Below are 22,681 nucleotides of genomic sequence, written 5' to 3'. Positions count from 1 at the left end.
GTCTCGTCAGATGTGGAGGTCCATGCTGTGGTACGTCACCATGAAGCCGACGCAGAACACCACGACCACGCCGAGCAGGGCCACCATGGCCAGCGCGCCGGCCGCGTTGCTGACCGGGCTCGGCCTGCGGGCGGTGGCGGCGACCTCCTGGCCCTGCGTGTAGTACACGGTCACGATGTCGCCCTCGACGATCGTCGCCGGTCCGTCCTCCTCCTCGAACCGTACGGAGCGGCCGTCGCGCGCCGTGAACTCGTAGACGTGGTGCAGCGTGGTGCGCACCGATGTGTCGTTCCCGCCGCCGTGTGTCGTCGTGAACATCCGCAGGCACCGCGCCTCGGCCGTGAGGCCGCTGTTCCAGGCACTCCTGAGCTGCAGCGACCGGCGCACGACCCGGTACCCCATGAAGAGGGCCAGGGCCAGGATGAGGCCGGGAACCAGATAGAAGATCACGTCCATCGCGCTACCCCCGAGGTGCATGCGCCGACCCGTTTGATCGGCGTGGCCGGAACCTATCCCGCCGGCCGGCGCACGCGCCTCAAGGGAAGCTCTGAAACCCGGCGGCGGTCAGAACGTGACGTCCGAGCAGGCGTAGAACGCGTTGCCCGTGTCGGCGATCGTCCAGACCGCGAGGATGACGTGATGGCCGCTCAACCCGGTCGGCAGGGTGCCGCTGTGGCTGAGCGTGGCCGGCGGGCGCTGGCCGTTGTAGGGGACCGTCAGGAACGGGGTCGTGTTGAGGTCCGAACGGGACAGGGCGTGGTTCTGGTTCCAGCCCGGCCTGGTGACGTAGTACTTGAAGTCGGTCGTGGCGTGCATGGCGGTGAACTGCCAGCGGAAGGTGTAGCTCTGACCGCCGGTCACCCTGGTAGTCGGCCAGGCGGCGCCGGACGGCGTCTTCGGTGAGCTGAGCTGGGCGAACCGGCTGAGGCCGCCGTTGCATATCTGGCCGTCGGCAGGACCGGCCGCGGGGAAGCCCTTGGGGCCCTCGACGCTCTGCGGCTCCCACTGGATGTCGCCGCAGTTGGTCACGGTGCCGTTCTGGCAGAGCTTCTGCCTGCTGATGGGGAGGTCGGTGTAGCCGTGCCCGCTCGCGCCGCCGGTGGAGAGCACGAAGGCTCCGGCGGTCGCGAGGCCCAGCACGGCCGCGGACACCTTGGTCTGTGTGCGCATGCTGCCGCTCCTGGAGAACGTGGGGAGTTCAGTGAGCTGTGCAGGTCTAGACCAAGTGCCAGATTATTGCCGTTCGATGAACATGTCCATACCAATCAGAGCGCGGGTTCGCGTCCCGCGCAGAACGCCACCGTCAGGTCCCGCACCAGCACCTTGCGCTCGTAGTCGTCGAGTTCGACCAGCCCGCGCACGGTCAGCCGGGTCACCGTGTCCTCCACCGAGTCCACGACCGAGTTGAGCATGCCGGCCCGCCGGCGCGCGTCCAGCGCGGCGATCCGCCGGCGGTGCATGGCGGGGGCGACCTCGGGCGCGTACTCCACCCGGACCGGCTGCACCGAGAACACCTCAAGACCCACCGGCGCGGCCTCCGCCGCCACCAGCCGGGTCAGCGCGTCCCCGGCCGCGTCCGCCGCGCCCTTCGGCCCGCCCGGCGGCTCCACCGGCACCCGGGCCAGCGCCGCCTCCACGCACTCGCGCAGGTACGTCTCGTGGTCGTCGATCCCGAGCAGCGCCCGCGCGGTGTCCCGCACCCGCCACACCACCAGGACCACCACCCGCAGCGCGACCCCGTCGCCGTCGGCCGCGGGCATCGCCCCGCTGCGCCAGTGCCGCAGCCGTACGTCGACCCGGCGGCGCGGCACCAGCGGGTTGAGCCAGAGCAGTCCGGTGCGGCGCACCGTCCCCCGGTAGCGGCCGAACAGGCCGAGCACGAGGGCCCGCCCGGTGCGGCCCCGGGCCAGCCCGCCGAAGCCGAACAGGCCGAGCGCCCCGGCTCCCGCGTACGCAGCCCACTGGGCCGGACCCAGACCGGCGCCCGCGTACGCCGGCAGGTACAGCGCGTGCGAGGCGAACGGGGGCAGCACCCCCGCCCACCATGACGCGGCCACGCATCCGGCCGCCCCGGCGGTCCCGGCGAGCACCCCGGCCGCGCCGGGCAGCACCCGGGCCCGGCGCTCCGTCAGTTCGGGGTCGGCCACCGGCACCGGGCGCGGCTTCGCCAGGGCCGGGCGCCTGAGGCGCGGCTGCTCGCCCGTGCCCTGTCTGCGTCCCACCACGGCCGGCCGCAGCGGCATCGGCGCCGGGTCGGGGTCGTCGCGGAACAGCAGGTGGACGGGGATCTCGGTGGTGATCTCGTTCTGGATCAGGCGGGCCGGCCTGGGCGGCTCCCCCGCGGGCCCCTCGGAATCGGACGTGTGTGCAGTAGTGGTACTCATGCGTGCCTCCAGCCTCCGCGCCAGACGCTTCACGAACGGATGGTTACGTCACGAACGGACGGTCACGCGAACAGCCGCCGCCAGGTCTCCGGCCCGGGATAGCCGTCCGCCGCGCCGCCCCGCCAGCCCTGGGTGCGCTGGAAGGCCTCGACGGCCCGCCGGTCCGCCTCGCTCCAGCGCGGGCCGGGCCCCTCGGGGTAGAACCTGCCGAACCCCTTCTTCACCAGCTGCCGCCCCAGTTGGGTGACGTACGGGTTGTCCGCGCCCGGACGGAACAGGTTCCGGCCGGGATAGCCGGCGACGCCGTGCGAGGCGGGCGCGCCCGCCGCCCCGGGTGCGATGTCCTTGCCCTTGCCGGTCGCCAGCAGCTCCCAGGTGCGCGGCCCGGGCAGCCCGGTCGCGTCCGCGCCCGTCCACCCCTGGGCCAGCTGGAACGCCCGGGTCGCCCGCCGGTCCGCCTCCGACCAGCGCGGGCCGGGTTCCCGCGGGTAGTAGGCCCCGGCGCCCCGGGCGATCAGCATCCGGGCGAACTGGGCGACGTACGTGTTCTGGGCGCCGGGGCCGAAGTACGCCGCTCCCGGGAACGGGGCCGGCGTGACCGTGGCGGGCAGGGTGGTCGCGGTGCCCGGGGCGCTCGCGCCGGTCGCGTCGTCCGCCTTCGACCCCGCCGCGTCCGCGACCACTCCCTTGTAGCGGTAGGGGACGTACTTGGCGGAGTGGGTCCAGTAGGCGTACGGGGTGGCCTGGCGGCGGGTGTGCGGGGGCGTCTGCTCGTAGGCGGTGTAGTAGGTGTGGGTGTGGTCCGTCCAGCCGCCGAACAGGACCACGTGCGAGCCGCGCTCCGGGTCGTCGGGGTTGTGGAAGAGCAGCATGTCGCCGGGTTCGAGTTCCTCCTTGGTGATCTTCACGCCGTACTGGCCGAGGCTGCCGGTCCATTCGTTGCTGAGCAGGCCCCAGGCCATCGAGACATAGCCCGAGCAGTCCTGCCGGTACCCGTCGGACCAGTAGTCGTCCATGCTGTACGGCACCTGCGCGGCGACCCAGGTCTTGGCCCGGTTGATGATCGCGGCGCGGGTGGTGGTGGGCGCCTTGGCCGGGTCGGCGGGGTCGACCGGCCTGCCGCCGGGGCCGTGCAGCGGGGCCTTGGCGCCCTGCGGGGTGACGGAGTCGCCGTCGTCCGCGGGAACGCCGGGGGCGCCGGGCCGGTGCGGGGCGTGCGCCGCGGCGAGGGCGGCGGCCGGGTGGCCCGCGCCGACGGCGGCGGACGCCGCGGCGGTCACCACGAGGGCCCGCCGGGCGGCCGGGTGACCGCCGAACCGGTCGGGCGGGGAGTAGGGGCTCACGCGCCGCCAGTGGACGCAACCGGGGCAGTCGCAGTCGCTCGCGGGTTCGACGTCCTCGAATACCGGAGCCGCCATGCGATTCCCCTCACATTCCGGGTCACTGTTCGATGGGAAATGTCCGCGTCTGTGCACGGTGATCAGTTTCCCAACTGTCTTCGCGACGCGCATGCTGACGGTCCGAATGATGTACGCGCCCCTCACCCGGCCGGGGCCGTCCGGCACCCCGGGCGGTCCGGAGCACCCTCCGAGGTCCGGTAGAGTTGTCGACGTCAGCAGGCGCCGCTAGCTCAGTTGGTTAGAGCAGCTGACTCTTAATCAGCGGGTCCGGGGTTCGAGTCCCTGGCGGCGCACGATGACGATGGCGAGCCACGTCCGCGGAAAGCGCGGACCTGGCTCGCCATCGTCGTATCTGCGCGGCTCCGCCGCGCGCGGTGGGGGCTCCGCCACCCACACCCCCAGGCCGACCTCCCCAGCGGAACAGGGTCCCCTCGGCTGTTTGGCCGGATACCCTCTGGCCATGGCAGCCCGTGACCTCCAGGAGCGGATCAAGAAGCTCATCATCGACCGCAGGCTGCCCTCCGGGGCCCCGCTGCCGACCGAGCCCGAGCTGATGGGGTTCCTCGGCGCCAGCCGGAACTCGGTGCGGGAGGCGCTGAAGGCGCTCCAGGCGATGGGCATCGTGGAGATCCGGCACGGCTTCGGCACCTATGTCGGTCCCATGTCCTTCGCCCCCATGATCGAGGGCCTCGCCTTCCGCACGGTCGCCGGGCACTACCGGGGCGAGGACTCCCTGCTCCAGTTGCTCGAACTGCGCGAGGCGGTGGAGACCGGCCTGGTCTCCCGGCTGGCCGGACGGCTGCCCGAGGCCGACCTGGCGGAACTGGACCGGGTCGTCGACCGTATGGAACGGCAGGCCGCGCAGGGTGCCGGCCTCGCCGAGACCGACCGCGCGTTTCACGCCACCCTCTACCGGGGCCTGGACAACGGCCTGCTGAGCGAGGTCCTCGAGGCGTTCTGGGACGCCTTCCACCGCGTCCAGCGGGACCTCGTGGAGGTGCCGCAGGATCCGCGGGTCACCTGCCGGCAGCACCGGGAGATCCTCGACGCGGTCCGCTCGGGTGACTCCATACGAGCGGAGAAGGCCATAAGGGATCACTTCGGCAACATCCGTGCCCGACTGTCCCCCGTAGCCGTGTTTGACCGGTAAACAGGGCGTTTCCCGACTTGCGATCATGCTGAACGGCGTAGAACCCTGGTTGCTCAACATGCCGCGCATTCGCGGCAGTTGGGGGGATTGTACCGGTTGAGGGCTTACGGGACGAGGGGTCCCGTCATGAACGGATGCCGAGGGGGGCATCGTCAACCGGAAGGTCGAGGGAACCGACAGACACGCGCTGCCCTGCGTGTGGGGGGATGACTGATGACGTCGACGCCGACGGGCGCCCGGCACAACCATGGTTCGTCACAGAATGCACATGAGCAATCACGAAACGCACAACCGAGAACGCCTTCGCAGCAGACCGGCAACACGGGAGCCTTCCGCCGGATAAAGAAGAACCTGCCCAGATACGACTACGAGCACTACAGCCGGCTCGCGGGCCCCCTCACCCAGCCCGACCCGGACAAGCCCTACAAGGTGCGGTACCGGTCGCTGCTCTCGCAGGAGCCGCACCGCGTACGAGCGGCGCTGATGCTGGGTGCGGCACCACTGCTCTCCCTGGTCCTGCTGGGCTGGCTGCTCCAACCCGAGCACTGGACCGAGCGCGACTACCCGGCCCACGACTTCCTGCCGGTGCTCGACGCCGTGATGCTGGTCTCGATCGGCCTGATCGAGTTCTTCCGCTGCATGAACGTACTGTCGAACGCGCATGCCACCCTGGTCGCCCGCGACCCCGTCCCGGTGGTGCCCGAGACCGGCACCCGGGTCGCCTTCCTCACCTCCTTCGTGCCCGGCAAGGAGCCGCTGGAGATGGTGACGAAGACCCTGGAGGCGGCCGTACGGCTGCGCCACCGGGGCCTGATGCACGTGTGGCTGCTCGACGAGGGCGACGACCCGGAGGTGAAGGCGGTCTGCGCGCGCCTGGGCGTGCACCACTTCTCCCGCAAGGGCATCGAGAAGTGGAACCAGCCCAAGGGACCGCACCGCGCCAAGACCAAGCACGGCAACTACAACGCCTGGCTGGAGGCGCACGGCGACGCCTACGACTTCTTCGCCTCCGTCGACACCGACCACGTACCGCTGCCCAACTACCTGGAGCGGATGCTGGGTTACTTCCGCGACCCGGACGTCGGCTTCGTCATCGGCCCGCAGGTCTACGGCAACTACGACACGTTCGTCACCAAGGCCGCCGAGTCGCAGCAGTTCCTCTTCCACGCGCTGATCCAGCGGGCGGGCAACCGGTACGGCGCCCCGATGTTCGTCGGCACCTCCAACGCCGTACGGATCAAGGCGATCAAGCAGATCGGCGGGCTGTACGACTCGATCACCGAGGACATGGCCACCGGCTTCGAGATGCACCGCGCCAAGAACCCCGCCACGGGCCGCAGGTGGAGATCGGTCTACACCCCGGACGTGCTCGCGGTCGGCGAGGGCCCGAACGCCTGGACGGACTTCTTCACCCAGCAGCTGCGCTGGTCGCGGGGGACGTACGAGACGATCCTCAAGCAGTACTGGAAGGGCTTCTTCTCGCTGCCGCCCGGCAAGCTCTTCAACTACACGATGATGATCATCTTCTACCCGATGTCCGCCCTCAACTGGATCCTGGCGGCGCTGAGCTGCGCCCTGTTCCTGGGCCTGGGCGCCTCGGGCGTGAACATCGACCCGACCGTGTGGCTGATGCTCTACGGCAACGCCTCCGCGCTGCAGATCGGCCTGTACGTCTGGAACCGGCGGCACAACGTCTCCCCGCACGAGCCGGAGGGGTCCGGCGGTGTGGCGGGCATGGTGATGTCGGCGCTGTCGGCACCGATCTACGCCCGCTCCCTGATGGACGCCGCGCTGCGCCGCAAGAGCAAGTTCGTGGTGACCCCGAAGGGCGACTCGGCCAGCCCCGACACGCTGTTCGGGACCTTCCGGATCCACTGGTTCTTCATCCTGGTCTTCGGCGGTTCACTCACCGCGGGCTTCGTCTTCGGGCACTCCCACCCCGCGATGATCACCTGGGCCTTCTTCGCCCTGCTGATCACCGCCTCGCCGGTCTTCGCCTGGCGGTACACGCTGCGGCAGGAGCGGAAGCGGGCCGCCGCTCCCCCGGCCGCGGAGCCGCAGGACGCGGTGCCCGCGGGACACGCGCCGCACCCCCCGCAGCAGCGGCCCACCCCGGCCGCCTCGGACGGGGGCCCGGCCGGGGGGAACGACCCGACCATGCAGATCGCGCTCGGTGGACTCGGAGGACGTAAGGAATGAACGACAGTGCCGGCCGCCGCCGCACCCGTCGACTCGCGATAGGCACGGTGGTGGTACTCGCGCTGGCCGCGACGAACGGGCCGTGGCTGTACCGCTTCGGAACCGAGCAGTACCACCAGTACAAGATCAACAGACCCGGGTACAAGGCCGCGAACGGCCACTGGGACATCGTCGAGTTCCCCGAGGAGTACCGCCAGGACACCATCCACGCGGCACTCCTGCACACCGGCAAGGTGCTGCTGGTCGCGGGCTCCGGCAACGACCAGGACAACTTCGACGCCAAGAAGTTCGACACCCGGATCTGGGACCCGGTCAAGGGCACGATCAAGAAGGTCCCCACGCCCAAGGACCTGTTCTGCACCGGCCACACCCAGCTGGCCAACGGCAACCTGCTGATCGCGGGCGGGACGAAGCGGTACGAGAAGCTCAAGGGTGACGTCACCAAGGCCGGCGGCCTGATGATCGTCCACAACGAGAACCCGGACAAGCCGATCACCCTGCCCGCGGGCACCCGGTTCACCGGCAGGGAGAACGGCAGGACCTTCGTGTCGAAGGACCCCGTGCTCGTCCCGCGCGCCAAGAAGGTCTTCGACAAGAAGACCGGGAAGTTCCTGCGCAACGACCCCGGTCTCGGCCGGATCTACGTCGAGGCGCAGCACCGCGGCGCCAGGTACCAGACGGGTACGCAGGACAACTACCGCATCCGGGGCCTCACCGGACCGGACGCGCGCAACACCTACGGCATCGCGCAGAAGCTGGCCCTCGACAAGAAGGACTTCCAGGGGATCCGGGACGCCTTCGAGTTCGATCCGGTGGCCGAGAAGTACATCAAGGTCGACCCGATGAACGAGGCCCGCTGGTACCCGACGCTCACCACCCTCAGCGACGGCAAGGTCCTCAGCGTCTCCGGCCTCGACGACATCGGCCAGCTGGTCCCGGGGAAGAACGAGATCTTCGACCCCAAGACCCGGAAGTGGACGTACACCAAGAGGATCCGGCAGTTCCCGACGTACCCGGCGCTGTTCCTGATGGAGAACGGCAAGGTCTTCTACTCGGGTTCCAACGCGGGCTACGGGCCGGACGACGTCGGCCGGGAACCGGGCGTCTGGGACGTGGCCACCAACCGGTTCACCAGGCTGCCGGGGCTGAGCGACCCCGACCGGATGGAGACCTCCGGGACCGTGCTGCTGCCGCCAGCGCAGGACGAGAAGTACCTGGTGATCGGCGGCGGCGGGGTCGGCGAGTCCAAGCTGTCCAGCAGGAGGACGCGGCTGATCGACCTGAAGGCGGCGCACCCGAGGTTCGTGGACGGGCCGTCGCTGGAGAAGGGCACGCGGTATCCGCAGTCCTCGATCCTGCCCGACGACACCGTGCTGGTCTCGGGCGGCTCGCAGGACTACCGGGGCCGCGGCGACTCCAACATCCACCAGGCCCGGATCTACCACCCGGGCAGCCGCGGCTTCACCCGGGTCGCCGACCCGCTGGTGGGCCGCAACTACCACTCCGGGTCGATCCTGCTGCCCGACGGCCGCGTGATGTTCTTCGGCTCCGACTCGCTGTACGGGGACCGGGCCAACACCAAGCCGGGCGAGTTCGAGCAGCGGATCGAGATCTACACGCCGCCGTATCTCTACCGGGGGTCGCGGCCGGCGCTCAGTGGTGGTCCGCGGACGATCGCGCGGGGCGGGTCGGGGACGTTCACCTCGCGGAACGCGTCGGCGATCAGGAAGGTGCGGCTGATCCGGCCGAGCGCGTCGACGCATGTGACGGATGTGGACCAGCGGTCCATCGCCCTGGACTTCACCACGTCCGGCGACCGGGTCACCGTGACCGTGCCGAAGAGCCGGAACCTGGTGCAGTCGGGGTGGTACATGCTGTTCGTGGACGACGGGCGGGGCACGCCCAGCAAGGCGCAGTGGGTGAAGGTGCCGTAGCGGCGGCGCACTAGGGGCGCCCTCCGGCTCGGAGGGCGCCCCTCGGGTCGGTCAGTTACCGGCCCCCGCGAGCTTCAGTGCGTACGAGGGCCACCAGTCCCCCGCCTTCGGGCCGCCCTTGCACGTGCCGTCCGACTCGCCCGGGCGCTTGACCCAGAGGTAGGCGTCCACCAGCGTGTCCGCCGTCTTCGTCGTCGGGGTCTCCCCCAGCGCCCGCCCCGGCGGGTTGCACCACCGCTCCTGCGGACTGCCTCCCGTGTAGGGGCCGTTGCCGTTGCGGCTGGTGTCGATGACGAAGTGTTTGCCGCCCACCTTGGCGGAGAGCTGCTTGCCGTAGGCGATGGAGTCCTGGGTGGAGTAGAAGTTGGCGACGTTGACGGCGAAGCCGTCGGCCTGGTCGATGCCCGCCCGCCGCAACGGCTGGAATATCTGGTCGGGCCGGCCCCAGCCGGCGTTTCCGGCGTCCAGGTACACCTTGGTGTTCTTCTGGGACTTGAGCCTGGTGACGGCGTCCTTGAGGAGGTCGTAGCGCTCCTCGTGGAACCGGTCCGGGGTGCAGCCGTCCACCATGTGCAGGACGGCGTCGGGTTCCACGATCACCGTCGCGGGCCGGTCGCCGATGCCCCTGGCCACACCGTCGACCCAGGCGCGGTAGGCGTCGCCGTCGGCGGCGCCTCCCCGCGAGTACTGGCCGCAGTCGCGGTGCGGGATGTCGTAGAGGACGAGCAGGGCCGTGCGGTCGGACTTCTCGGCGGCCTCGGTGAAGCCGCGGGCCTCCCGCTCGGGGTTCTCCGGGCCGATCCACTCACCGGTCGGCTGCTCGGCGATCCTCCTGATCCGCTCGGCGTCGGTCTTCCTGCCGTTCTTCTCGTAGGCGGCGACCTGCCGGGCCGCGTTCCCGTCCGGGTTCACCCAGAACGGGTCGGCGGCCTTGGGCCGTTGGGTGATCCCGGCGCCCGGTTCCGGCTCCTCCGCCTCGTCCCCTCCCCCCGGCGAGCACCCGGCGACCAGCAGTGCCGCCCCCAGCACCACCACGGAGGCCCGGGCCCGTAACGAAGACAGTGCCCCCCAGCTGTCGTACATCCAACTCCCCCCAGCATGTGCGGTTTTAGGCGGCCAATCGTGACATACCCGCCGTGCCGGTCACGAGGTCGCCGGAGCCTTGTCGGGGAGCTGTTACACGGCCGTTCAGAGCACGGTCGCGGTCAGGTAGGCCGAGACCACCACGTTCGCCGTGTAGCTGCCGCTCGCCCGGTCGAAGGTGCCGCCGCAGGTGATCAGCCGCAGTTCGGCGCGGCCCGACTGGCGTGGGCCGTACGCCTGTTGGGCGTCGAAGCCGTCGCGGGGCAGGACCCGGACGTCGTCCACGGTGAACTCGGCGACCCGGCCGTCGCTGCGGACCACGCGGACGGTCTCACCGGGCCGCAGCGCGCTGATCCGGTAGAAGACGGCGGGCCGGGTGTCGGTGTCCACGTGCCCCACCATCAGCGCGGTCCCGGCCGCGCCCGGCTTCACCCCGCCCGCGTACCAGCCCACCACCCCGGGCTGGTCGAAGGGCGGCGGATCGATGGCGCCCTGCGCGTCCAGGCCGCGGGCCACCACCGGCGCCTGCACGCCCAGGTCGGGGATGTCGACGCGCTGCGGCAGCGCCTCGCCCAGCGGCCGGGCGGCAGGCGGCAGCCCGGACCCGGCGGGCCGGCCCACGGCGGCCACGTCACCGGTGGTGGGCCCGGATCCCCCGGCCGGTACGTCGGTCACCTCGCGGCCCCACAGCCACAGCCCGAGCAGCAGCAGCGCCCAGGCCACACCGGCCGGCAGCCGCCCGCTGCCCAGGGACCTCTCGTGGTCGGACATGGCGGGCCGCCCTCACCGGGTGCCGGTGCTCCGGTGGGCACCGCGCATCCCGACGGCGACCGCGGCGGCACCGGCGAGGAGCAGACCGGTCACCGCTTGGGCGGTACCCGGTTCGGCAGTGTGGGCCTCGACCGAGGCTAGAGGGGCGGTACCGCCGCCGCCCGCGGGGACGGGAGCGGTGGGCGAGGCCTCGGCGGTGGGGTTCCCGGACGGCTTCCGTACGACGGTGATCCGGCCGCTCACCACGGAGCCGGCGCAGGTGACCCGCACGTCGTACGAGGCGGGTTCGAGCGAGGTGCGGACCCGGGTCTCGCCGATGAGCGTGCCGTCGGTGCCGGTCAGCCGGGCGTCCGTGACGAAGGCGGCGGACGCCGCGGTGGCCGTCGTCCCGGCGCAGCCGCGGACCCGCAGCGTCACGTCGGCGCCGGGCGCGGGGGTGGACGGGGCCACGGAGACGGCTCCCGCGCCGTCCGCCGCGTGCGCCGCCGGGGCGACCGCGGCGGCGGCCAGGAGACCTGTGCAGAGAGTGAGGCGTAGCGAGCCCATCGTGAACCTCCAGATGTCTGGAGGCTCCCCCGTCCGGAGCGCTTCCGCATCCTCGGAGGGCGCTGGATTGCTCCGTACGGGTTACGTCCGGTCCCCGGCGGGTTTCAGATCCGGTCGACGAGGTCCGCGATGGAGTCGACCACCTGGGACGGCCGGTACGGGAAGTCCTCCACCTGCTCGGGCCTGGTCAGGCCGGTGAGCACCAGGAACGTCTGCATCCCGGCCTCCATGCCGGCCAGCACGTCGGTGTCCATGCGGTCGCCGATCATCGCGCTGGTCTCGGAGTGGGCGCCGATCGTGTTCAGGCCCGTGCGCATCATCAGGGGGTTCGGCTTGCCCGCGAAGTACGGCCTCCTGCCGGTCGCCTTGGTGATCAGCGCGGCCACCGCGCCGGTCGCCGGGAGCGGGCCCTCGGTGGAGGGGCCGGTCTCGTCCGGGTTGGTGCAGATGAAGCGGGCGCCGCCGAGGATCAGCCGGACCGCCTTGGTCATCGCTGTGAAGGAGTAGGTGCGGGTCTCGCCGAGGACCACGTAGTCGGGCTCGTGGTCGGTGAGGATGTAGCCGATGTCGTGCAGCGCGGTGGTCAGCCCGGCCTCGCCTATCACGTACGCCGACCCGCCGGGCCGCTGGTCGTCCAGGAACTTGGCGGTGGCCAGCGCCGAGGTCCAGATGCTCTCGATCGGCACGTCCAGGCCCATGCGGACGAGCCGGGCGTGCAGGTCGCGCGGGGTGTAGATGGAGTTGTTGGTCAGGACCAGGAAGGGCTTCCCGGACTCGCGCAGCTTCTTGAGGAAGGCGTCGGCGCCGGGGATGGGCACGCCCTCGTGAATGAGCACACCGTCCATGTCGGTGAGCCAGGACTCGATGGGCTTGCGGTCTGCCATGTGCCGTCTCCTGCCCTACGGGGTACTGCGTGGCCTTACGGGGTGCTGCGTGCGCCCCAGCCTAGACACACGCCCGATCTTGCGGGAACGCCTGTTCACTGTGTGGTCAGCGGGGGCCTCAGCGCCTGCGCCGCGCGAGCAGCAGCGCGGTGCCCCCGGCGAGCAGCAGCGCGGTGGCCACGAGCGCGCCGCGGGCGCCGCCGAGGCCGGTGCGGGCGAGTTCATCGGCGAGGGTGAGGCCGTCGGGGGAGGCGGTGGGGGAGGCGGTGGGGGAGGGAGAGGCCGGCGGGGGCGAGGGCGACGGCGAGGGCGGGGGAGGGAGGGAGGGGGGCGGAGAGGCGGCGGGGGAAGCGGAGGCGGACGCGGCGGTGTCGGGGGCGGGGGGCGAGGGATCGGCGTTCGGCTGGGGTTCGGGGGCCGGTTCGGTGTCGATGCCGAACCGGTAGTCGGCGGACTCCCCGACCCACTCCCCGTCGTCCCCCCGGCGCTCCACGACGGCGGCCTTGGCGGTGACCTCGTTCGGTACGGCGTCGGAGGTGACCGTGAGCCTGACCTTCACGGACACCGTCCTGCCCGGTGCCACGGCGAACCCCGGGAACCCGTCGTCGAAGGCCCCCACCAGCTCGTCCTCGTCGGTGGGCTCGAAGTGGACCGGGTGGGTGCGAGAGCCGTCGTAGAACTCCATCTGGGCCTGCTCGGGCTTCAGGGCCCGCTTCTCGTCGACGAGCACGACGACCGGGTGGACGGCGGTGCAGGCCTGGTCGGTGGTGTTGACGAGGTCGATGTACCAGGTGCCGTATCCCCCACCGGCCTCGTACGACACCGGCCCCCCGTGAATCCGGGTACTCAGCGGGAAGTCCCGCCCCTCGGGCCCGGCACAGTCGGGGCCGGACTCCCCGTGTGCCGGCCCCACGGGGACGAGAACGACGGCGGCTGCGGCGAGGCAGAGGGACAGGGGTGTGCACAGTCGCATAAGCACATGACCCTGCCGGGTGGGGGGCGGGTTCTACGGCACCGCGCCGGTCATGCCGCCGAACGGCCGGTCATGTTCGCCCCGATCGGCCGACCCACCGGGTGCTCCGCCCACCCGCTCAGCTGCGGGCAGTCGTGCCGCTGGGGTGGCACGGGTGGGCGATGGGGGTCCCCCCGTAGCGCCGGGCTGCGCACCCCTCCCCGCACCAACCCCGGGTGCCTCAGCGACACCGGGCCGGGAAAGCCCCCGCAACCACCAACCGTCACCCGTCCACCCGCCCGAACAACGGCCCCAGCAACAACTGCGCCGCCCCCTCGGCCACCCCCCACCCGCCCTCGCCGAAGGCAACCCGTACGGGCACCCCCGCCCCACTCCCCTCCCGCCGAGCCCGCTCCCCCAGCACCGCCCCGACGCCCCGCACGAAGACCTCCGGCGCCCGCTCGACCGTACGCCCGCCCAGGAGCACCGCGTCGATGTCGAGCAGCCCCACGAGATTCCCGGCCCCCGCCCCGAGCACCCGCGCGGCCTCCTCCGTCTCCCCCCGCGCCACGGCCCCGAGGCACAGCACCTCCACGCACCCCCGGTTCCCGCACCCGCACACGGGCCCGTCGAGCTGGATGACCTGGTGCCCGAACTCCCCGGCCCCGGTCCGCGCCCCCCGGTGGACCCTCCCCCCGATCACCAGACCGGCCCCCAGCCCCGTACCGAGGTGCAGATAGGCGAAGGATCCGCTCGCGCCCCCCACCGCCAGCCCCAGCGCGGCGGCGTTGGTGTCCTTGTCGACGACCACGGGCACCCCGAGCCGCCCGGCCAGGGCGTCCCGCAGCGGGAACCCGTCCCACTCCGGAAACCCGGTGACCCGGCGCAGCACGCCCCGGGCGTGGTCCAGCGGCCCGGGCAGCGCGACGCCCACGCCCAGCACGGACGCCCCCGACTCGGCCAGCACCGCCTCCACCTGCCCGGTCACGGCGTCGACGACCACCTCGGCGGGGTCCCCGGCCCGGAGACGGAGCGGCATCCTCCGCTCACCCACCACGGCCCCCGTCAGATCGCACAGCACCACCCGCACCTCGTCCCGGTCGAGATGCACCCCCACGGCATGCCCGGCCCCGGGCACCAGCCGCAGCACGGTCCGCGGCTTGCCCCCGGTGGACGCCCGCCGCCCGGCCTCCACCGCGAGCCCTTCCTCCCGCAACCGCGCGGTGATCTTGCTGACGGCCTGCGGGGTCAGCCCGGTCCGCTCGGCCAGCTCCAGCCGGCTGATCCCCTCGGCTCCGGCGGTGCGCAGCAGGTCCAGCACCAGCGCGGTGTTGTGGCTGCGTACCGCGAGCAGGTTCGCCCCCGCCGGCCCGCCGCTCCTCGTCCTGTTCACGGGACCCATTCTCCCCATCGCTTGCACTTTGGCAACAGCGTTGCCAAAGTAGGACGCATGACTGGTACCCCCCTCCGCGTCGGCCTCGTCGGCTACGGCCTCGCGGGCTCCGTCTTCCACGCCCCGCTGATCGCCGCCACCGAGGGCCTCGCCCTCGACACGGTGGTCACCTCGAACCCCGAGCGGCAGGAGCAGGCGAGGGCCGAGTTCCCGGACGTCCGCCTCGCCGCCTCCCCCGACGAACTGTTCGACCGCGCCGGCGAGCTGGACCTGATCGTCATCGCCTCCCCGAACCGGACGCACGTCCCGCTGGCCACCGCCGCCCTGAAGGCGGGCCTGCCGGTCGTGGTGGACAAGCCGGTCGCCGGCACCGCCGCCGAGGCGCGCGGCCTCGCCGCCCTCGCCGAGGAGCGCGGCCTGCTGCTGTCGGTCTTCCAGAACCGCCGCTGGGACAACGACTTCCTGACCGTCCGCAAGCTGCTGGAGGAGGGCGAGCTGGGCGACGCCTGGCGGTTCGAGTCCCGCTTCGAGCGCTGGCGCCCGCAGCCGAAGGGCGGCTGGCGCGAGTCCGGCGACCCGGCAGAGATCGGAGGTCTGCTGTACGACCTCGGGAGCCACGTGGTCGACCAGGCCCTGGTCCTGTTCGGCCCGGTCACCCGGGTGTACGCCGAGACGGACATCCGCCGCCCCGGCGCCGAAACGGACGACGACACCTTCATCGCGCTGACGCACGCGAGCGGTGTCCGCTCCCACCTCCACGTCTCCGCCACGGCGGCCCAGCTCGGCCCCCGCTTCCGGGTGCTGGGCTCCCGCGCGGGCTACGTGAAGTACGGCCTCGACCCCCAGGAGGCGGCCCTGCGGGAGGGACTGCGCCCCGGACCCGGCTGGGGTACGGAACCCGAGTCCCTGTGGGGCCGGACCGGCGCCGGCGAGTCCCCGCTGACCGGCGGCGGTCACCCCGTACCGACCCTGCCCGGCGACTACCCCGCCTACTACGCGGCCGTGGCCGAGGCCCTGGCCGGCGCCGGCCCCAACCCGGTGACCGCGCTGGAGGCCGCCGCCGCCCTCGACGTACTGGAGGCGGCCCGGCGCTCGGCCCGCGACGGTGTGGCGGTGGCGCTGTGACCGACCACCCCCGCATCACGCCGCGGTTCGCCCCCGAGCTCACCCCGTCGGTCGAGGAACTGGAGGCGCAGGAACGCCGGCTGGTCTTCCGCCGGTTCACCCACGAGGACGCCTGGGCCCTCGGCTGCCTCCTGGTCGAACTGGCCCGGGAGCGCCAGGCCCCGGTCGCCATCGACATCCACCGCGCCGGACAGCAGCTCTTCCACGCCGCCCTGCCCGGCTCCACCCCCGACAACGACGCCTGGATCGCCCGCAAGCGCCGTGTCGTGGAGCGCTACGGCGCCTCGTCGTACCTGGTCGGCGCCCGCTTCCGGGCCAAGGGCTCGACGTTCGAGGAGTCCTCCCGCCTCGACCCCGACACCTACGCGGCCCACGGCGGCTCGTTCCCGATCCATGTCGAGGACGTGGGCGTGGTCGGCACCGTGACCGTGTCCGGCCTGCCGCAGTTGCAGGATCACCGGTTCGTGGTGGAGGCGCTGGAGCAGTTCCTGGCGCGGGATTAACTGGAGGTTCCCTCCGGTTGGCACCGGTGCACGGCCACCACGGCACAGCACACGACGGAGGGACACGAACCGATGAGTGAGGCGCTGAAGGAAACCGTCGGACGGTACGGCGTCTGGAGCGTTGCCCTGCGCTCGGAGGACCCCGCCCGGCGCGGTGAACTGGCCGAAGCAGCAGCAGAGTTGGAGGAACTCGGCTACGGAGCCGCCTGGCTGGGCGGCAGCAGCGCCGCCCAGCACGCCGTACCGCTCCTCTCGGCCACCGACAGGCTCGTCGTCGGCACCAGCATCCAGAGCATCTGGCAGTACGAGGCCGAGGCGAGCGCGGCGGCCTTCGCCGAGGTGGAGGCGGCCCACCCCGGCCGCTTCCTCCTGGGCCTGGGCGTGAGCCACGCCAAGCTCGCCGACCAGTACCGCCGCCCGTACTCGGCCCTGGTCGCCTACCTCGACGCCCTCGACAAGGCCGGGGTCCCCGCCGGGCGCCGCGTGCTGGCCGCCCTCGGCCCGAAGACGCTGGAGCTCTCCCGCGACCGGGCGGCGGGCTCGGTGCCGTACCTGGTCACCCCCGAGCACACCGCCCAGGCCCGCGAGATCCTCGGCGGGGCCCCGCTCCTGGCCCCGGAGCTCAAGGTCGTCCTGGAGACCGACCCCACCCGTGCTCGCGCCCTCGCCCGCGAGAGCCTCGCCATGTACCTCGCCCTGCCGAACTACACCAACAACTTCCTGCGCCTCGGCTTCACCGAGGACGACCTGGCCTCGGGCGGCAGCGACCGGCTGATCGACGCGGTGTTCGCCTGGGGCGACGAGGACCGCGTACGGGAGCGGATCGACGCCTTCCACCAGGCGGGCGCGGACCATGTGGCCCTGCAGGTGGTGCACGACGGCCCGGGGGACGCCCTGCCGCGGGAGGAGTGGCGGAAGCTGGCTTCGCTCCTGGCGTGACCGGATCGGCCTACGGGCGCGGGGCACACGCGGTGCCCCGCCCCTCCCGGGGAGCGCCTACGCGTCCTTCAGCTCCTGCCGCTGCCGCCCCAGCCCCTCGATCTCCAGCTCGACCACGTCCCCGGCCCGCAGGAACGGCTTCGGCTCGGGCCGCCCGAGCGCGACGCCCGCCGGCGTACCGGTGTTGATGACGTCACCGGGGTAGAGGGTCATGAACCGGCTCACATACCGCACGACTTCCGCGACCGGGAAGATCTGCTCGGCCGTGGTGCCGTCCTGCTTGAGCTCTCCGTTCACCCACAGCTTCAGCGAGAGCGCCTGCGGGTCCGGCACCTCGTCCGCCGTCACCAGCCACGGCCCCAGCGGGTTGAACGTCTCGCAGTTCTTGCCCTTGTCCCAGGTCCCGCCCCGCTCGATCTGGAACTCCCGCTCGGACACGTCGTGCGCCACCGCGTACCCGGCGACATGCGCGAGCGCCTCCTCGTGCGACCCCAGATAGCGGGCCGTACGCCCGATGACGACCGCCAGCTCCACCTCCCAGTCGGTCTTGGCGGACCCGCGGGGCACGAGCACGGTGTCGTACGGCCCGACCACCGTGTCCGCCGCCTTGAAGAAGATGACCGGCTCGGCGGGCGGCTCGGCCCCCGTCTCGCGGGCGTGGTCGTGGTAGTTGAGCCCGATGCACACGATCTTGCCGATCCGCGCGAGGGGCGGTCCCACCCGCAGCCCGGTCGCGTCCAGCACGGGCAGTTCCCCGCCGTCGGCGGCGGCCCGGATCCGGCCGAGCGCCGCGTCGTCGGAGAGAAGGGCCCCGTCGATGTCCGGGACGATCCCCGACAGGTCCCGCAGGGTTCCCTCGGCGTCCAGCAACGCGGGTCGCTCCGCCCCCGCCGTACCGACTCGCAGCAGCTTCATGGTCACCATCTCCCTCGATCGCGGGCGCCCCGCCGATATGTGCAGCCATCGGAGGACTGGTCGATCGTCCAAGGCAAAGGTGCAGTCCGCAAGACCTGGTTCACGTACTGGACCGTCATCATCGGCCGTCACCGGTAGAGCGCCGCCCGCTCCACGGCACTCCACGTCGTGCTGGTGACGACGTACAGCGCGGCGGCCAGCGGCATCACCGCCACGGAGACGAGGGTGAAGAAGGACATGAACGGCATGACCTTGCCGAGCGCCGCGAACCCCGGCACCTCCCCGGCGTCACCGGCCTTGCCGGCGTTCCCGATGGGCAGCGGACTGCCCTCGGCGGCGGCCATCCGCTTCGTACGGCGGTAGGTGAAGGTCGCGACGGCGGCGACGACGGCGAACAGCCCCAGGTAGACCAGCCCCGCGGCCCCGAAGACCCCGCCGTCGGCCAGGGCGTCGGCCCAGCGTCCGCCGAGGGGCGCGGCGAACAGCTGGTGCCCCAGCAGCCCGTTGCTCTCCCCGCCGACGGTCGAGCTGGAGAACAGGTGGTAGAGCAGGAAGAACGCGGGCATCTGGCACAGGCTCGGCAGGCACCCGGCCAGCGGGGAGACCTTCTCCTTCGCGTGCAGCTCCAGCACCGCCTTCTGCAACCGCTCCGGGTTCTTCGCGTACTTCTTCCGCAGCTCGGCGACCTTCGGCCGGAGCGCCGCCTGTGCACGCTGCCCGCGCGCGGCGGCCCGGGAGAGGGGGTGGACGAGGAGCCGTACGAGCGCGGTGAACAGGACGATCGCGGCGGCGGCCGAAGAGGCGTGGAACAAGGGCTGGAGCAGATCGGCGAGCCGCTCTACGAGATGCGCGAAGACGGACATGGGTGAGCCCTCCGTGGGTCACGTCGTGCCGGGACAAGAACATGGCGGCATGACGACCCGCGCGGGGTCACGGACAGGAGGTGTTCGCCCTACGCGGTGGTCGTCGCGAGGGCGTGCCCGGGTGCCCGGGGCCGGCGGCGCCCCGAGGCGTCGGGGTCCCGCTGCGGCAGGAACGCCGTACGGCGGGCCCGGTCGCGGATGGCCGTACGAATACGCGTGGGCGGCACGGCGGGCACGCAGCGCGCGGCCATCAGGCAGCACACGGCGAGCGCGGCCCCGACCGCGGCGGTGGCGGTCGCGGCGAGGGCGACGGTGGTGGAGAGGCTGCCGGTGTCGAGCAGCGCGACGGAGAGCAGGAAGACCAGCAGGGCGACGGCGGGGCGTGCGGTGGCCCAGTTGCGCACCATCGAACGTCCCCTCCTCACCATGTCAACTGCTATGCCGTTCCTACCACTTACCGCAATCCATCGTACCGGATGGATCGAACTCACCAAGCCCGATCGGTCGCCCCCGATCCTGAACGTACTCACATGCCGCACGGCCACGAACCGACCGCACTCGAACCGCAACGCCCCCCATCCACCGCTGTCCTGGTAGAGAGCCTGGAGCGGCTCCGGATTCACGAGCAGCCCTGCGAGGTCTGCCATCTCGCCTTCACACCCCAGTCAGAACGGCAGAGAGGAACACTGCCATCGGCCGCGAATTCAGCGGGCCAGGAATGCGTCGACTGCCGGTTTCACGTACGACGACAAGTCGGTCAGCAGAGTCAGACCCGCTTCGAGTTCACGAGCAAGCTCCGGATCCGCCGCCCACACGTCCGGGCTCCTGGTGACCACCGCAGTCAGCAGCTCGTCATCGTAAAAGCCACCCGCCGCCTGGGCCGGTGCCGTGTCCCGCAGGATCTCCACAGCCAGGGGGAGCAACCACGTCAGGCCCACGTCCTGGCCGATCAAGCGCGCCAGTTCATGGGATTCCAGCGTTCCAACAGGGCGCCGGCGCCACTCGTAGACAGTCCTGACCAGCGACGTCGTCTCCGTCGGCGGGTCACCCCAGCGTTCGCCGTCCAGTTGTTCAAGCGACCGGTTGCGGTCGATCGGTGTGAGCATCATCAGGTCCTTGTCAGCGAGCGGAGGTGATTACGGCGACCCATTCGTCGGCCCTGGCGAGCACGGGACCGGTCACTTCCTCGCCGCCGGCGACGTGGGCGAGCCATCGCAACTCGTCGCAGGCGAAGAAGGACTCACCCCACGAGTCCACCCAGATGCGGGCCTCCCGGTCGCCCGACTGCGTCAGATCCCACCAGGCCCAGCCCCGGAACTCGGAATCGGGGTCGAGCTGGTAGAGCCATTCCTGGATCTCCCAGCCCTCTGCCCCCTGCCCCGCACCGACGAACCAACCGGGCAGCGTCTCGGTCGGCAGATCCCCGCCGTCGAACGACTGCGACACCGCCAGCCGGAGGGCGGGGCCCAAAACGGACCGTAGCCGTGCGTCGAACTCCGCGACCGGACAGTTCGTCCGCACATCGAAGGCCGTCAGAACGGGAGGTGCGTCCGCCGGTGACGGCCGACGCGAGAGCCGGATCCGCTCCTGCTCGATGTCCTCGATTTCATGAAACATGTCTGAGGTTCTCCGCCAGCCTTCCTGCAACACCCACAGAGCGCCCCTTCAGCGCCCTCAATGTAGCGAGTTGACTGCATCGAGGTGTTCGCAGACGATCGCCCGCAACTGCTCGTTCGTCATGTCGTCCGCGTCCCGGAGGTCCGGGTCGATGACGTAGTCGTCGAGCGCGTAGAACACCTGGTCAAGGATGCCGGAGAACGGCTCCCGCAGCCGTTCGCGGCGTTCAAGGGACCTTCGACGGGCGGTCAGCCATGACTCGGCGAAGGCCTCCGCGCTGATTGCACCGGCTGCGAAAGATTCCATGAGCGACACTTGCTCCGCAGTGGCGGATTCCGGAGCAACGTCGCGCTTCGACGCCCATGCCGTCTGGCGCGGCTGGAATCTCTTTGAGACCTCGGCGAGAGCAGGGCGGTTATGACCGACTCCCTTCGCATACCGCTTGAAGTCGATGATGGCCTGGTCGACGCCCTCGGGGACGCTGCGCCGGATGAACTCACCACTTCCGGCGATCAAGGAGTACCCCGCGTCTGTCATCAGCAGCGCACCGGCAAGGTCAGGCAGCACGACCAGGAACTTCTCGTCGCTCCACGGGAGTCGGTCGAGCAGGGATTCCCGGGTCGCGGGGATGACGAACTCGCGGTGGTCGTCGTCGACGTCCTTCAGGCGGCAGGCGATGACGTGGGTATGCCCCGTCTGCCTGGCGCCGACGCTCACACGGTCGACCGGATGACCACCGATGCGCCTGTGAAACCTCAACGGAACGACCTGCTTGTCACCATTGCGGAGCCACTCGTCACTGAAGGAGTTCGACGACGTGAGGACGGTGTTCACGAGTCGGTTGCCGGCCATGGGACCTTGCTCGACATCCCATACGCGCCTCATTGCACGGAACGTTGGGCAGAAACGATCACTACGCCCTTCTCGAGCAGGGTGACACCCTCCCCGGTCAAGCGGACCTTCGCGTTGTGGGGTGGGTCGACGAACTCCACCCGGCGCCCGTAGCGGTCAATCCAGTCGACCGCTACACGAGAACACGCGACCGACGGATCCGACGCCGACTCGACACCAAGCTCCTCGCCAGGGCGCACAACTCCGCCCACGCACCGCACGACGCACGTCGCCGAGGAGAGCTCTCTCTCCTCGACTGCGTACACCTGGAGTTTTCCTGGCACGCGATCACCCCTGCTCGTAAGCTCCACATTGAACGACTGGAACACAGCCAGCCGGAGAGAGGGCACAGTCGCCAGATCACGACTTCTCACCACTGGCGCCATGCGCGGCAAGCCACGACGCGAAGTCTTCCGGCCCGTGCAGGTACTGCCCAGGCCCCACCATGAGGTCAGCACCGGCCAAGCGGTCAAGGGCGGCCCAGATCCTGTCGTCACGCAGTTCAGGCGCGTCCGACTCCATGAGGCTCATTGCCCAATCGGCAACCTCGTCACGGCCGGCTTCTCCTCCGGCGAGGCGGCGCAAGCGCCAACCGATCTCCGCACGGTGAGAGGCGCGGGTCGTCACTTCAGCTCCGAATCACGTCGAATTAGTGTTCAGAGACCCTTGGGCAGCGACGCAAGGAATGACTCGATTTGCGGTTTCACGTATTTCGACACGTCGGTAAGCATGGTCACAGTAGTTTTCAACTCACGGGCGAGATCAGGGTTCGCCTCCCAGACCTCCGAGCTCCTGGTAACCAACGCATACAGCAGGTCGCCGTCATAAAAGCCACCCGCAGCCACCTTCTCCCGAAGCATCTCCACACCGAGCGGAAGCAGCCACGGCAAGCCGACATCCTGGCCGATCAGACGGCGCAACTCATGAGGCTCCAACGTTCCAATAGGACGCCGACGCCACTCGTAGACAGTCCTGACCAGCGACGTCGCATCCGCCGGCGGGTCACCCCAGCGTTCACCGTCCAGTTGCTCGAGCGTCTTTGTGCGGTCGGCTGACCGGGGCATCGTTCGGTCCTCTCGTGGCGCACCATCATGGCCGCCGGGATGGTTGTGCCGTACTGCGATCATGTTAG

25 protein-coding genes and 1 tRNA gene are annotated in these 22,681 nt (G+C 71.0%); 7 read left to right on the top strand and 19 right to left on the bottom strand.

From position 1 onward, the window contains the following. Positions 1 to 6: 6 nt before the first annotated feature. From ACZ7L0_RS12245 to ACZ7L0_RS12230, 4 genes are all read right to left on the bottom strand, one after another. Positions 7 to 456: a DUF3592 domain-containing protein gene (locus ACZ7L0_RS12245; protein WP_471242744.1), complete on the bottom strand. Its 450-nt coding sequence runs from the start codon at positions 454 to 456 to the stop codon at positions 7 to 9. A 108-nt stretch (positions 457 to 564) separates the two neighbouring features. Next, entirely contained in the window at positions 565 to 1,170 is a 606-nt protein-coding gene (locus tag ACZ7L0_RS12240) for a lytic polysaccharide monooxygenase auxiliary activity family 9 protein (protein WP_471242362.1), read from the bottom strand. 95 nt (positions 1,171 to 1,265) lie between these two features. Further along, complete coding sequence (locus tag ACZ7L0_RS12235; RefSeq protein ID WP_471242361.1) at positions 1,266 to 2,384, bottom strand: SPFH domain-containing protein; 1,119 nt, start codon at positions 2,382 to 2,384, stop codon at positions 1,266 to 1,268. Between the two features lie 62 nt (positions 2,385 to 2,446). Further along, positions 2,447 to 3,802, bottom strand: a complete 1,356-nt coding sequence (locus ACZ7L0_RS12230; protein WP_471242360.1) for a peptidoglycan-binding protein — start codon at positions 3,800 to 3,802, stop codon at positions 2,447 to 2,449. Between the two features lie 201 nt (positions 3,803 to 4,003). On the opposite strand from ACZ7L0_RS12230, the gene ACZ7L0_RS12225 reads away from it, so the two are divergent. The 4 genes from ACZ7L0_RS12225 (at position 4,004) to glxA (ending at position 9,067) form a co-directional block, all read left to right on the top strand. Next, positions 4,004 to 4,077 (top strand) — tRNA-Lys (locus tag ACZ7L0_RS12225). A gap of 167 nt (positions 4,078 to 4,244) precedes the next feature. After that, positions 4,245 to 4,934: a FadR/GntR family transcriptional regulator gene (locus ACZ7L0_RS12220; RefSeq protein WP_471242359.1), complete on the top strand. Its 690-nt coding sequence runs from the start codon at positions 4,245 to 4,247 to the stop codon at positions 4,932 to 4,934. Between the two features lie 213 nt (positions 4,935 to 5,147). Beyond that, positions 5,148 to 7,133 carry a glycosyltransferase family 2 protein gene (locus ACZ7L0_RS12215; protein ID WP_471242358.1) on the top strand — a complete coding sequence of 662 codons (1,986 nt, stop codon included), beginning with the start codon at positions 5,148 to 5,150 and terminating at the stop codon, positions 7,131 to 7,133. Next, positions 7,130 to 9,067: a radical copper oxidase GlxA gene (gene glxA, locus ACZ7L0_RS12210; RefSeq protein WP_471242357.1), complete on the top strand. Its 1,938-nt coding sequence runs from the start codon at positions 7,130 to 7,132 to the stop codon at positions 9,065 to 9,067. The genes ACZ7L0_RS12215 and glxA overlap by 4 nt, the downstream gene beginning before the upstream one ends. Positions 9,068 to 9,118: 51 nt before the next feature. Here glxA and ACZ7L0_RS12205 read toward each other — a convergent pair whose 3' ends face one another. The 6 genes from ACZ7L0_RS12205 to ACZ7L0_RS12180 form a co-directional block, all read right to left on the bottom strand. Then, a complete protein-coding gene (locus tag ACZ7L0_RS12205; RefSeq protein ID WP_471242356.1) occupies positions 9,119 to 10,150 on the bottom strand; it encodes a glycoside hydrolase family 6 protein in 1,032 nt (343 codons plus the stop codon). A gap of 105 nt (positions 10,151 to 10,255) precedes the next feature. Further along, positions 10,256 to 10,921 carry a class F sortase gene (locus tag ACZ7L0_RS12200; RefSeq protein WP_471242355.1) on the bottom strand — a complete coding sequence of 222 codons (666 nt, stop codon included), beginning with the start codon at positions 10,919 to 10,921 and terminating at the stop codon, positions 10,256 to 10,258. Positions 10,922 to 10,933: 12 nt separating this feature from the next. Beyond that, the gene (locus ACZ7L0_RS12195; protein WP_471242354.1) at positions 10,934 to 11,467 is read right to left on the bottom strand and encodes a hypothetical protein; all 534 of its coding nucleotides are present in this window, start codon (positions 11,465 to 11,467) and stop codon (positions 10,934 to 10,936) included. A gap of 104 nt (positions 11,468 to 11,571) precedes the next feature. Beyond that, the gene (locus ACZ7L0_RS12190; protein WP_471242353.1) at positions 11,572 to 12,351 is read right to left on the bottom strand and encodes an HAD-IIA family hydrolase; all 780 of its coding nucleotides are present in this window, start codon (positions 12,349 to 12,351) and stop codon (positions 11,572 to 11,574) included. 118 nt (positions 12,352 to 12,469) lie between these two features. After that, positions 12,470 to 13,174, bottom strand: a complete 705-nt coding sequence (locus ACZ7L0_RS12185) for a hypothetical protein (RefSeq protein WP_471242352.1) — start codon at positions 13,172 to 13,174, stop codon at positions 12,470 to 12,472. Positions 13,175 to 13,586: 412 nt separating this feature from the next. Further along, on the bottom strand, positions 13,587 to 14,705 hold the full coding sequence (locus ACZ7L0_RS12180; protein WP_471242743.1) for an ROK family transcriptional regulator: 1,119 nt from the start codon (positions 14,703 to 14,705) through the stop codon (positions 13,587 to 13,589). A gap of 48 nt (positions 14,706 to 14,753) precedes the next feature. On the opposite strand from ACZ7L0_RS12180, the gene ACZ7L0_RS12175 reads away from it, so the two are divergent. From ACZ7L0_RS12175 to ACZ7L0_RS12165, 3 genes are all read left to right on the top strand, one after another. Next, positions 14,754 to 15,821 carry a Gfo/Idh/MocA family protein gene (locus tag ACZ7L0_RS12175; RefSeq protein ID WP_471242351.1) on the top strand — a complete coding sequence of 356 codons (1,068 nt, stop codon included), beginning with the start codon at positions 14,754 to 14,756 and terminating at the stop codon, positions 15,819 to 15,821. Then, positions 15,818 to 16,324 carry a heme-degrading domain-containing protein gene (locus tag ACZ7L0_RS12170; RefSeq protein WP_471242350.1) on the top strand — a complete coding sequence of 169 codons (507 nt, stop codon included), beginning with the start codon at positions 15,818 to 15,820 and terminating at the stop codon, positions 16,322 to 16,324. Before ACZ7L0_RS12175 ends, ACZ7L0_RS12170 begins: the two co-directional genes overlap by 4 nt. Before the next feature lie 72 nt (positions 16,325 to 16,396). Beyond that, positions 16,397 to 17,263 (top strand): LLM class F420-dependent oxidoreductase, encoded by an 867-nt coding sequence (locus tag ACZ7L0_RS12165; RefSeq protein ID WP_471242349.1) that lies wholly within the window; start codon positions 16,397 to 16,399, stop codon positions 17,261 to 17,263. Between the two features lie 57 nt (positions 17,264 to 17,320). On the opposite strand, the gene ACZ7L0_RS12160 is transcribed toward ACZ7L0_RS12165, so the two are convergent. The 9 genes from ACZ7L0_RS12160 to ACZ7L0_RS12120 form a co-directional block, all read right to left on the bottom strand. Further along, complete coding sequence (locus tag ACZ7L0_RS12160; RefSeq protein WP_471242348.1) at positions 17,321 to 18,178, bottom strand: fumarylacetoacetate hydrolase family protein; 858 nt, start codon at positions 18,176 to 18,178, stop codon at positions 17,321 to 17,323. 128 nt (positions 18,179 to 18,306) lie between these two features. Continuing rightward, positions 18,307 to 19,041, bottom strand: a complete 735-nt coding sequence (locus ACZ7L0_RS12155; protein WP_471242347.1) for a YidC/Oxa1 family membrane protein insertase — start codon at positions 19,039 to 19,041, stop codon at positions 18,307 to 18,309. 89 nt (positions 19,042 to 19,130) lie between these two features. Next, positions 19,131 to 19,448 carry a DUF6412 domain-containing protein gene (locus tag ACZ7L0_RS12150; protein WP_471242346.1) on the bottom strand — a complete coding sequence of 106 codons (318 nt, stop codon included), beginning with the start codon at positions 19,446 to 19,448 and terminating at the stop codon, positions 19,131 to 19,133. Between the two features lie 297 nt (positions 19,449 to 19,745). Next, positions 19,746 to 20,150 (bottom strand): contact-dependent growth inhibition system immunity protein, encoded by a 405-nt coding sequence (locus ACZ7L0_RS12145; RefSeq protein WP_471242345.1) that lies wholly within the window; start codon positions 20,148 to 20,150, stop codon positions 19,746 to 19,748. A gap of 10 nt (positions 20,151 to 20,160) precedes the next feature. Then, positions 20,161 to 20,691 (bottom strand): hypothetical protein, encoded by a 531-nt coding sequence (locus tag ACZ7L0_RS12140; protein WP_471242344.1) that lies wholly within the window; start codon positions 20,689 to 20,691, stop codon positions 20,161 to 20,163. 24 nt (positions 20,692 to 20,715) lie between these two features. Further along, positions 20,716 to 21,510: a colicin immunity domain-containing protein gene (locus tag ACZ7L0_RS12135; protein ID WP_471242343.1), complete on the bottom strand. Its 795-nt coding sequence runs from the start codon at positions 21,508 to 21,510 to the stop codon at positions 20,716 to 20,718. 29 nt (positions 21,511 to 21,539) lie between these two features. Continuing rightward, entirely contained in the window at positions 21,540 to 21,935 is a 396-nt protein-coding gene (locus ACZ7L0_RS12130) for a hypothetical protein (RefSeq protein WP_471242342.1), read from the bottom strand. Further along, positions 21,910 to 22,176 (bottom strand): DNA-binding protein, encoded by a 267-nt coding sequence (locus tag ACZ7L0_RS12125; protein WP_471242341.1) that lies wholly within the window; start codon positions 22,174 to 22,176, stop codon positions 21,910 to 21,912. Before ACZ7L0_RS12125 ends, ACZ7L0_RS12130 begins: the two co-directional genes overlap by 26 nt. Positions 22,177 to 22,205: 29 nt before the next feature. Then, the gene (locus ACZ7L0_RS12120; RefSeq protein WP_471242340.1) at positions 22,206 to 22,613 is read right to left on the bottom strand and encodes a contact-dependent growth inhibition system immunity protein; all 408 of its coding nucleotides are present in this window, start codon (positions 22,611 to 22,613) and stop codon (positions 22,206 to 22,208) included. Positions 22,614 to 22,681: the final 68 nt, after the last annotated feature.

Source organism: Streptomyces sp. NPDC039424 (genome assembly GCF_055639495.1).
Note: the sequence above shows the minus strand (reverse complement) of the source record. Positions and strands in the feature narration are given on the sequence as shown.

What these genes read in the sequence shown, in the direction of transcription:
- ACZ7L0_RS12245 (WP_471242744.1), bottom strand. Translation starts at nt 456, where the DNA reads ATGGACGTGATCTTCTATCTGGTTCCCGGCCTCATCCTGGCCCTGGCC.
- ACZ7L0_RS12240 (WP_471242362.1), bottom strand. Translation starts at nt 1,170, where the DNA reads ATGCGCACACAGACCAAGGTGTCCGCGGCCGTGCTGGGCCTCGCGACC.
- ACZ7L0_RS12235 (WP_471242361.1), bottom strand. Translation starts at nt 2,384, where the DNA reads ATGAGTACCACTACTGCACACACGTCCGATTCCGAGGGGCCCGCGGGG.
- ACZ7L0_RS12230 (WP_471242360.1), bottom strand. Translation starts at nt 3,802, where the DNA reads ATGGCGGCTCCGGTATTCGAGGACGTCGAACCCGCGAGCGACTGCGAC.
- ACZ7L0_RS12220 (WP_471242359.1), top strand. Translation starts at nt 4,245, where the DNA reads ATGGCAGCCCGTGACCTCCAGGAGCGGATCAAGAAGCTCATCATCGAC.
- ACZ7L0_RS12215 (WP_471242358.1), top strand. Translation starts at nt 5,148, where the DNA reads ATGACGTCGACGCCGACGGGCGCCCGGCACAACCATGGTTCGTCACAG.
- glxA (WP_471242357.1), top strand. Translation starts at nt 7,130, where the DNA reads ATGAACGACAGTGCCGGCCGCCGCCGCACCCGTCGACTCGCGATAGGC.
- ACZ7L0_RS12205 (WP_471242356.1), bottom strand. Translation starts at nt 10,150, where the DNA reads ATGTACGACAGCTGGGGGGCACTGTCTTCGTTACGGGCCCGGGCCTCC.
- ACZ7L0_RS12200 (WP_471242355.1), bottom strand. Translation starts at nt 10,921, where the DNA reads ATGTCCGACCACGAGAGGTCCCTGGGCAGCGGGCGGCTGCCGGCCGGT.
- ACZ7L0_RS12195 (WP_471242354.1), bottom strand. Translation starts at nt 11,467, where the DNA reads ATGGGCTCGCTACGCCTCACTCTCTGCACAGGTCTCCTGGCCGCCGCC.
- ACZ7L0_RS12190 (WP_471242353.1), bottom strand. Translation starts at nt 12,351, where the DNA reads ATGGCAGACCGCAAGCCCATCGAGTCCTGGCTCACCGACATGGACGGT.
- ACZ7L0_RS12180 (WP_471242743.1), bottom strand. Translation starts at nt 14,705, where the DNA reads ATGGGTCCCGTGAACAGGACGAGGAGCGGCGGGCCGGCGGGGGCGAAC.
- ACZ7L0_RS12175 (WP_471242351.1), top strand. Translation starts at nt 14,754, where the DNA reads ATGACTGGTACCCCCCTCCGCGTCGGCCTCGTCGGCTACGGCCTCGCG.
- ACZ7L0_RS12165 (WP_471242349.1), top strand. Translation starts at nt 16,397, where the DNA reads ATGAGTGAGGCGCTGAAGGAAACCGTCGGACGGTACGGCGTCTGGAGC.
- ACZ7L0_RS12160 (WP_471242348.1), bottom strand. Translation starts at nt 18,178, where the DNA reads ATGAAGCTGCTGCGAGTCGGTACGGCGGGGGCGGAGCGACCCGCGTTG.
- ACZ7L0_RS12155 (WP_471242347.1), bottom strand. Translation starts at nt 19,041, where the DNA reads ATGTCCGTCTTCGCGCATCTCGTAGAGCGGCTCGCCGATCTGCTCCAG.
- ACZ7L0_RS12150 (WP_471242346.1), bottom strand. Translation starts at nt 19,448, where the DNA reads ATGGTGCGCAACTGGGCCACCGCACGCCCCGCCGTCGCCCTGCTGGTC.
- ACZ7L0_RS12145 (WP_471242345.1), bottom strand. Translation starts at nt 20,150, where the DNA reads ATGATGCTCACACCGATCGACCGCAACCGGTCGCTTGAACAACTGGAC.
- ACZ7L0_RS12135 (WP_471242343.1), bottom strand. Translation starts at nt 21,510, where the DNA reads ATGGCCGGCAACCGACTCGTGAACACCGTCCTCACGTCGTCGAACTCC.
- ACZ7L0_RS12130 (WP_471242342.1), bottom strand. Translation starts at nt 21,935, where the DNA reads ATGGCGCCAGTGGTGAGAAGTCGTGATCTGGCGACTGTGCCCTCTCTC.
- ACZ7L0_RS12120 (WP_471242340.1), bottom strand. Translation starts at nt 22,613, where the DNA reads ATGCCCCGGTCAGCCGACCGCACAAAGACGCTCGAGCAACTGGACGGT.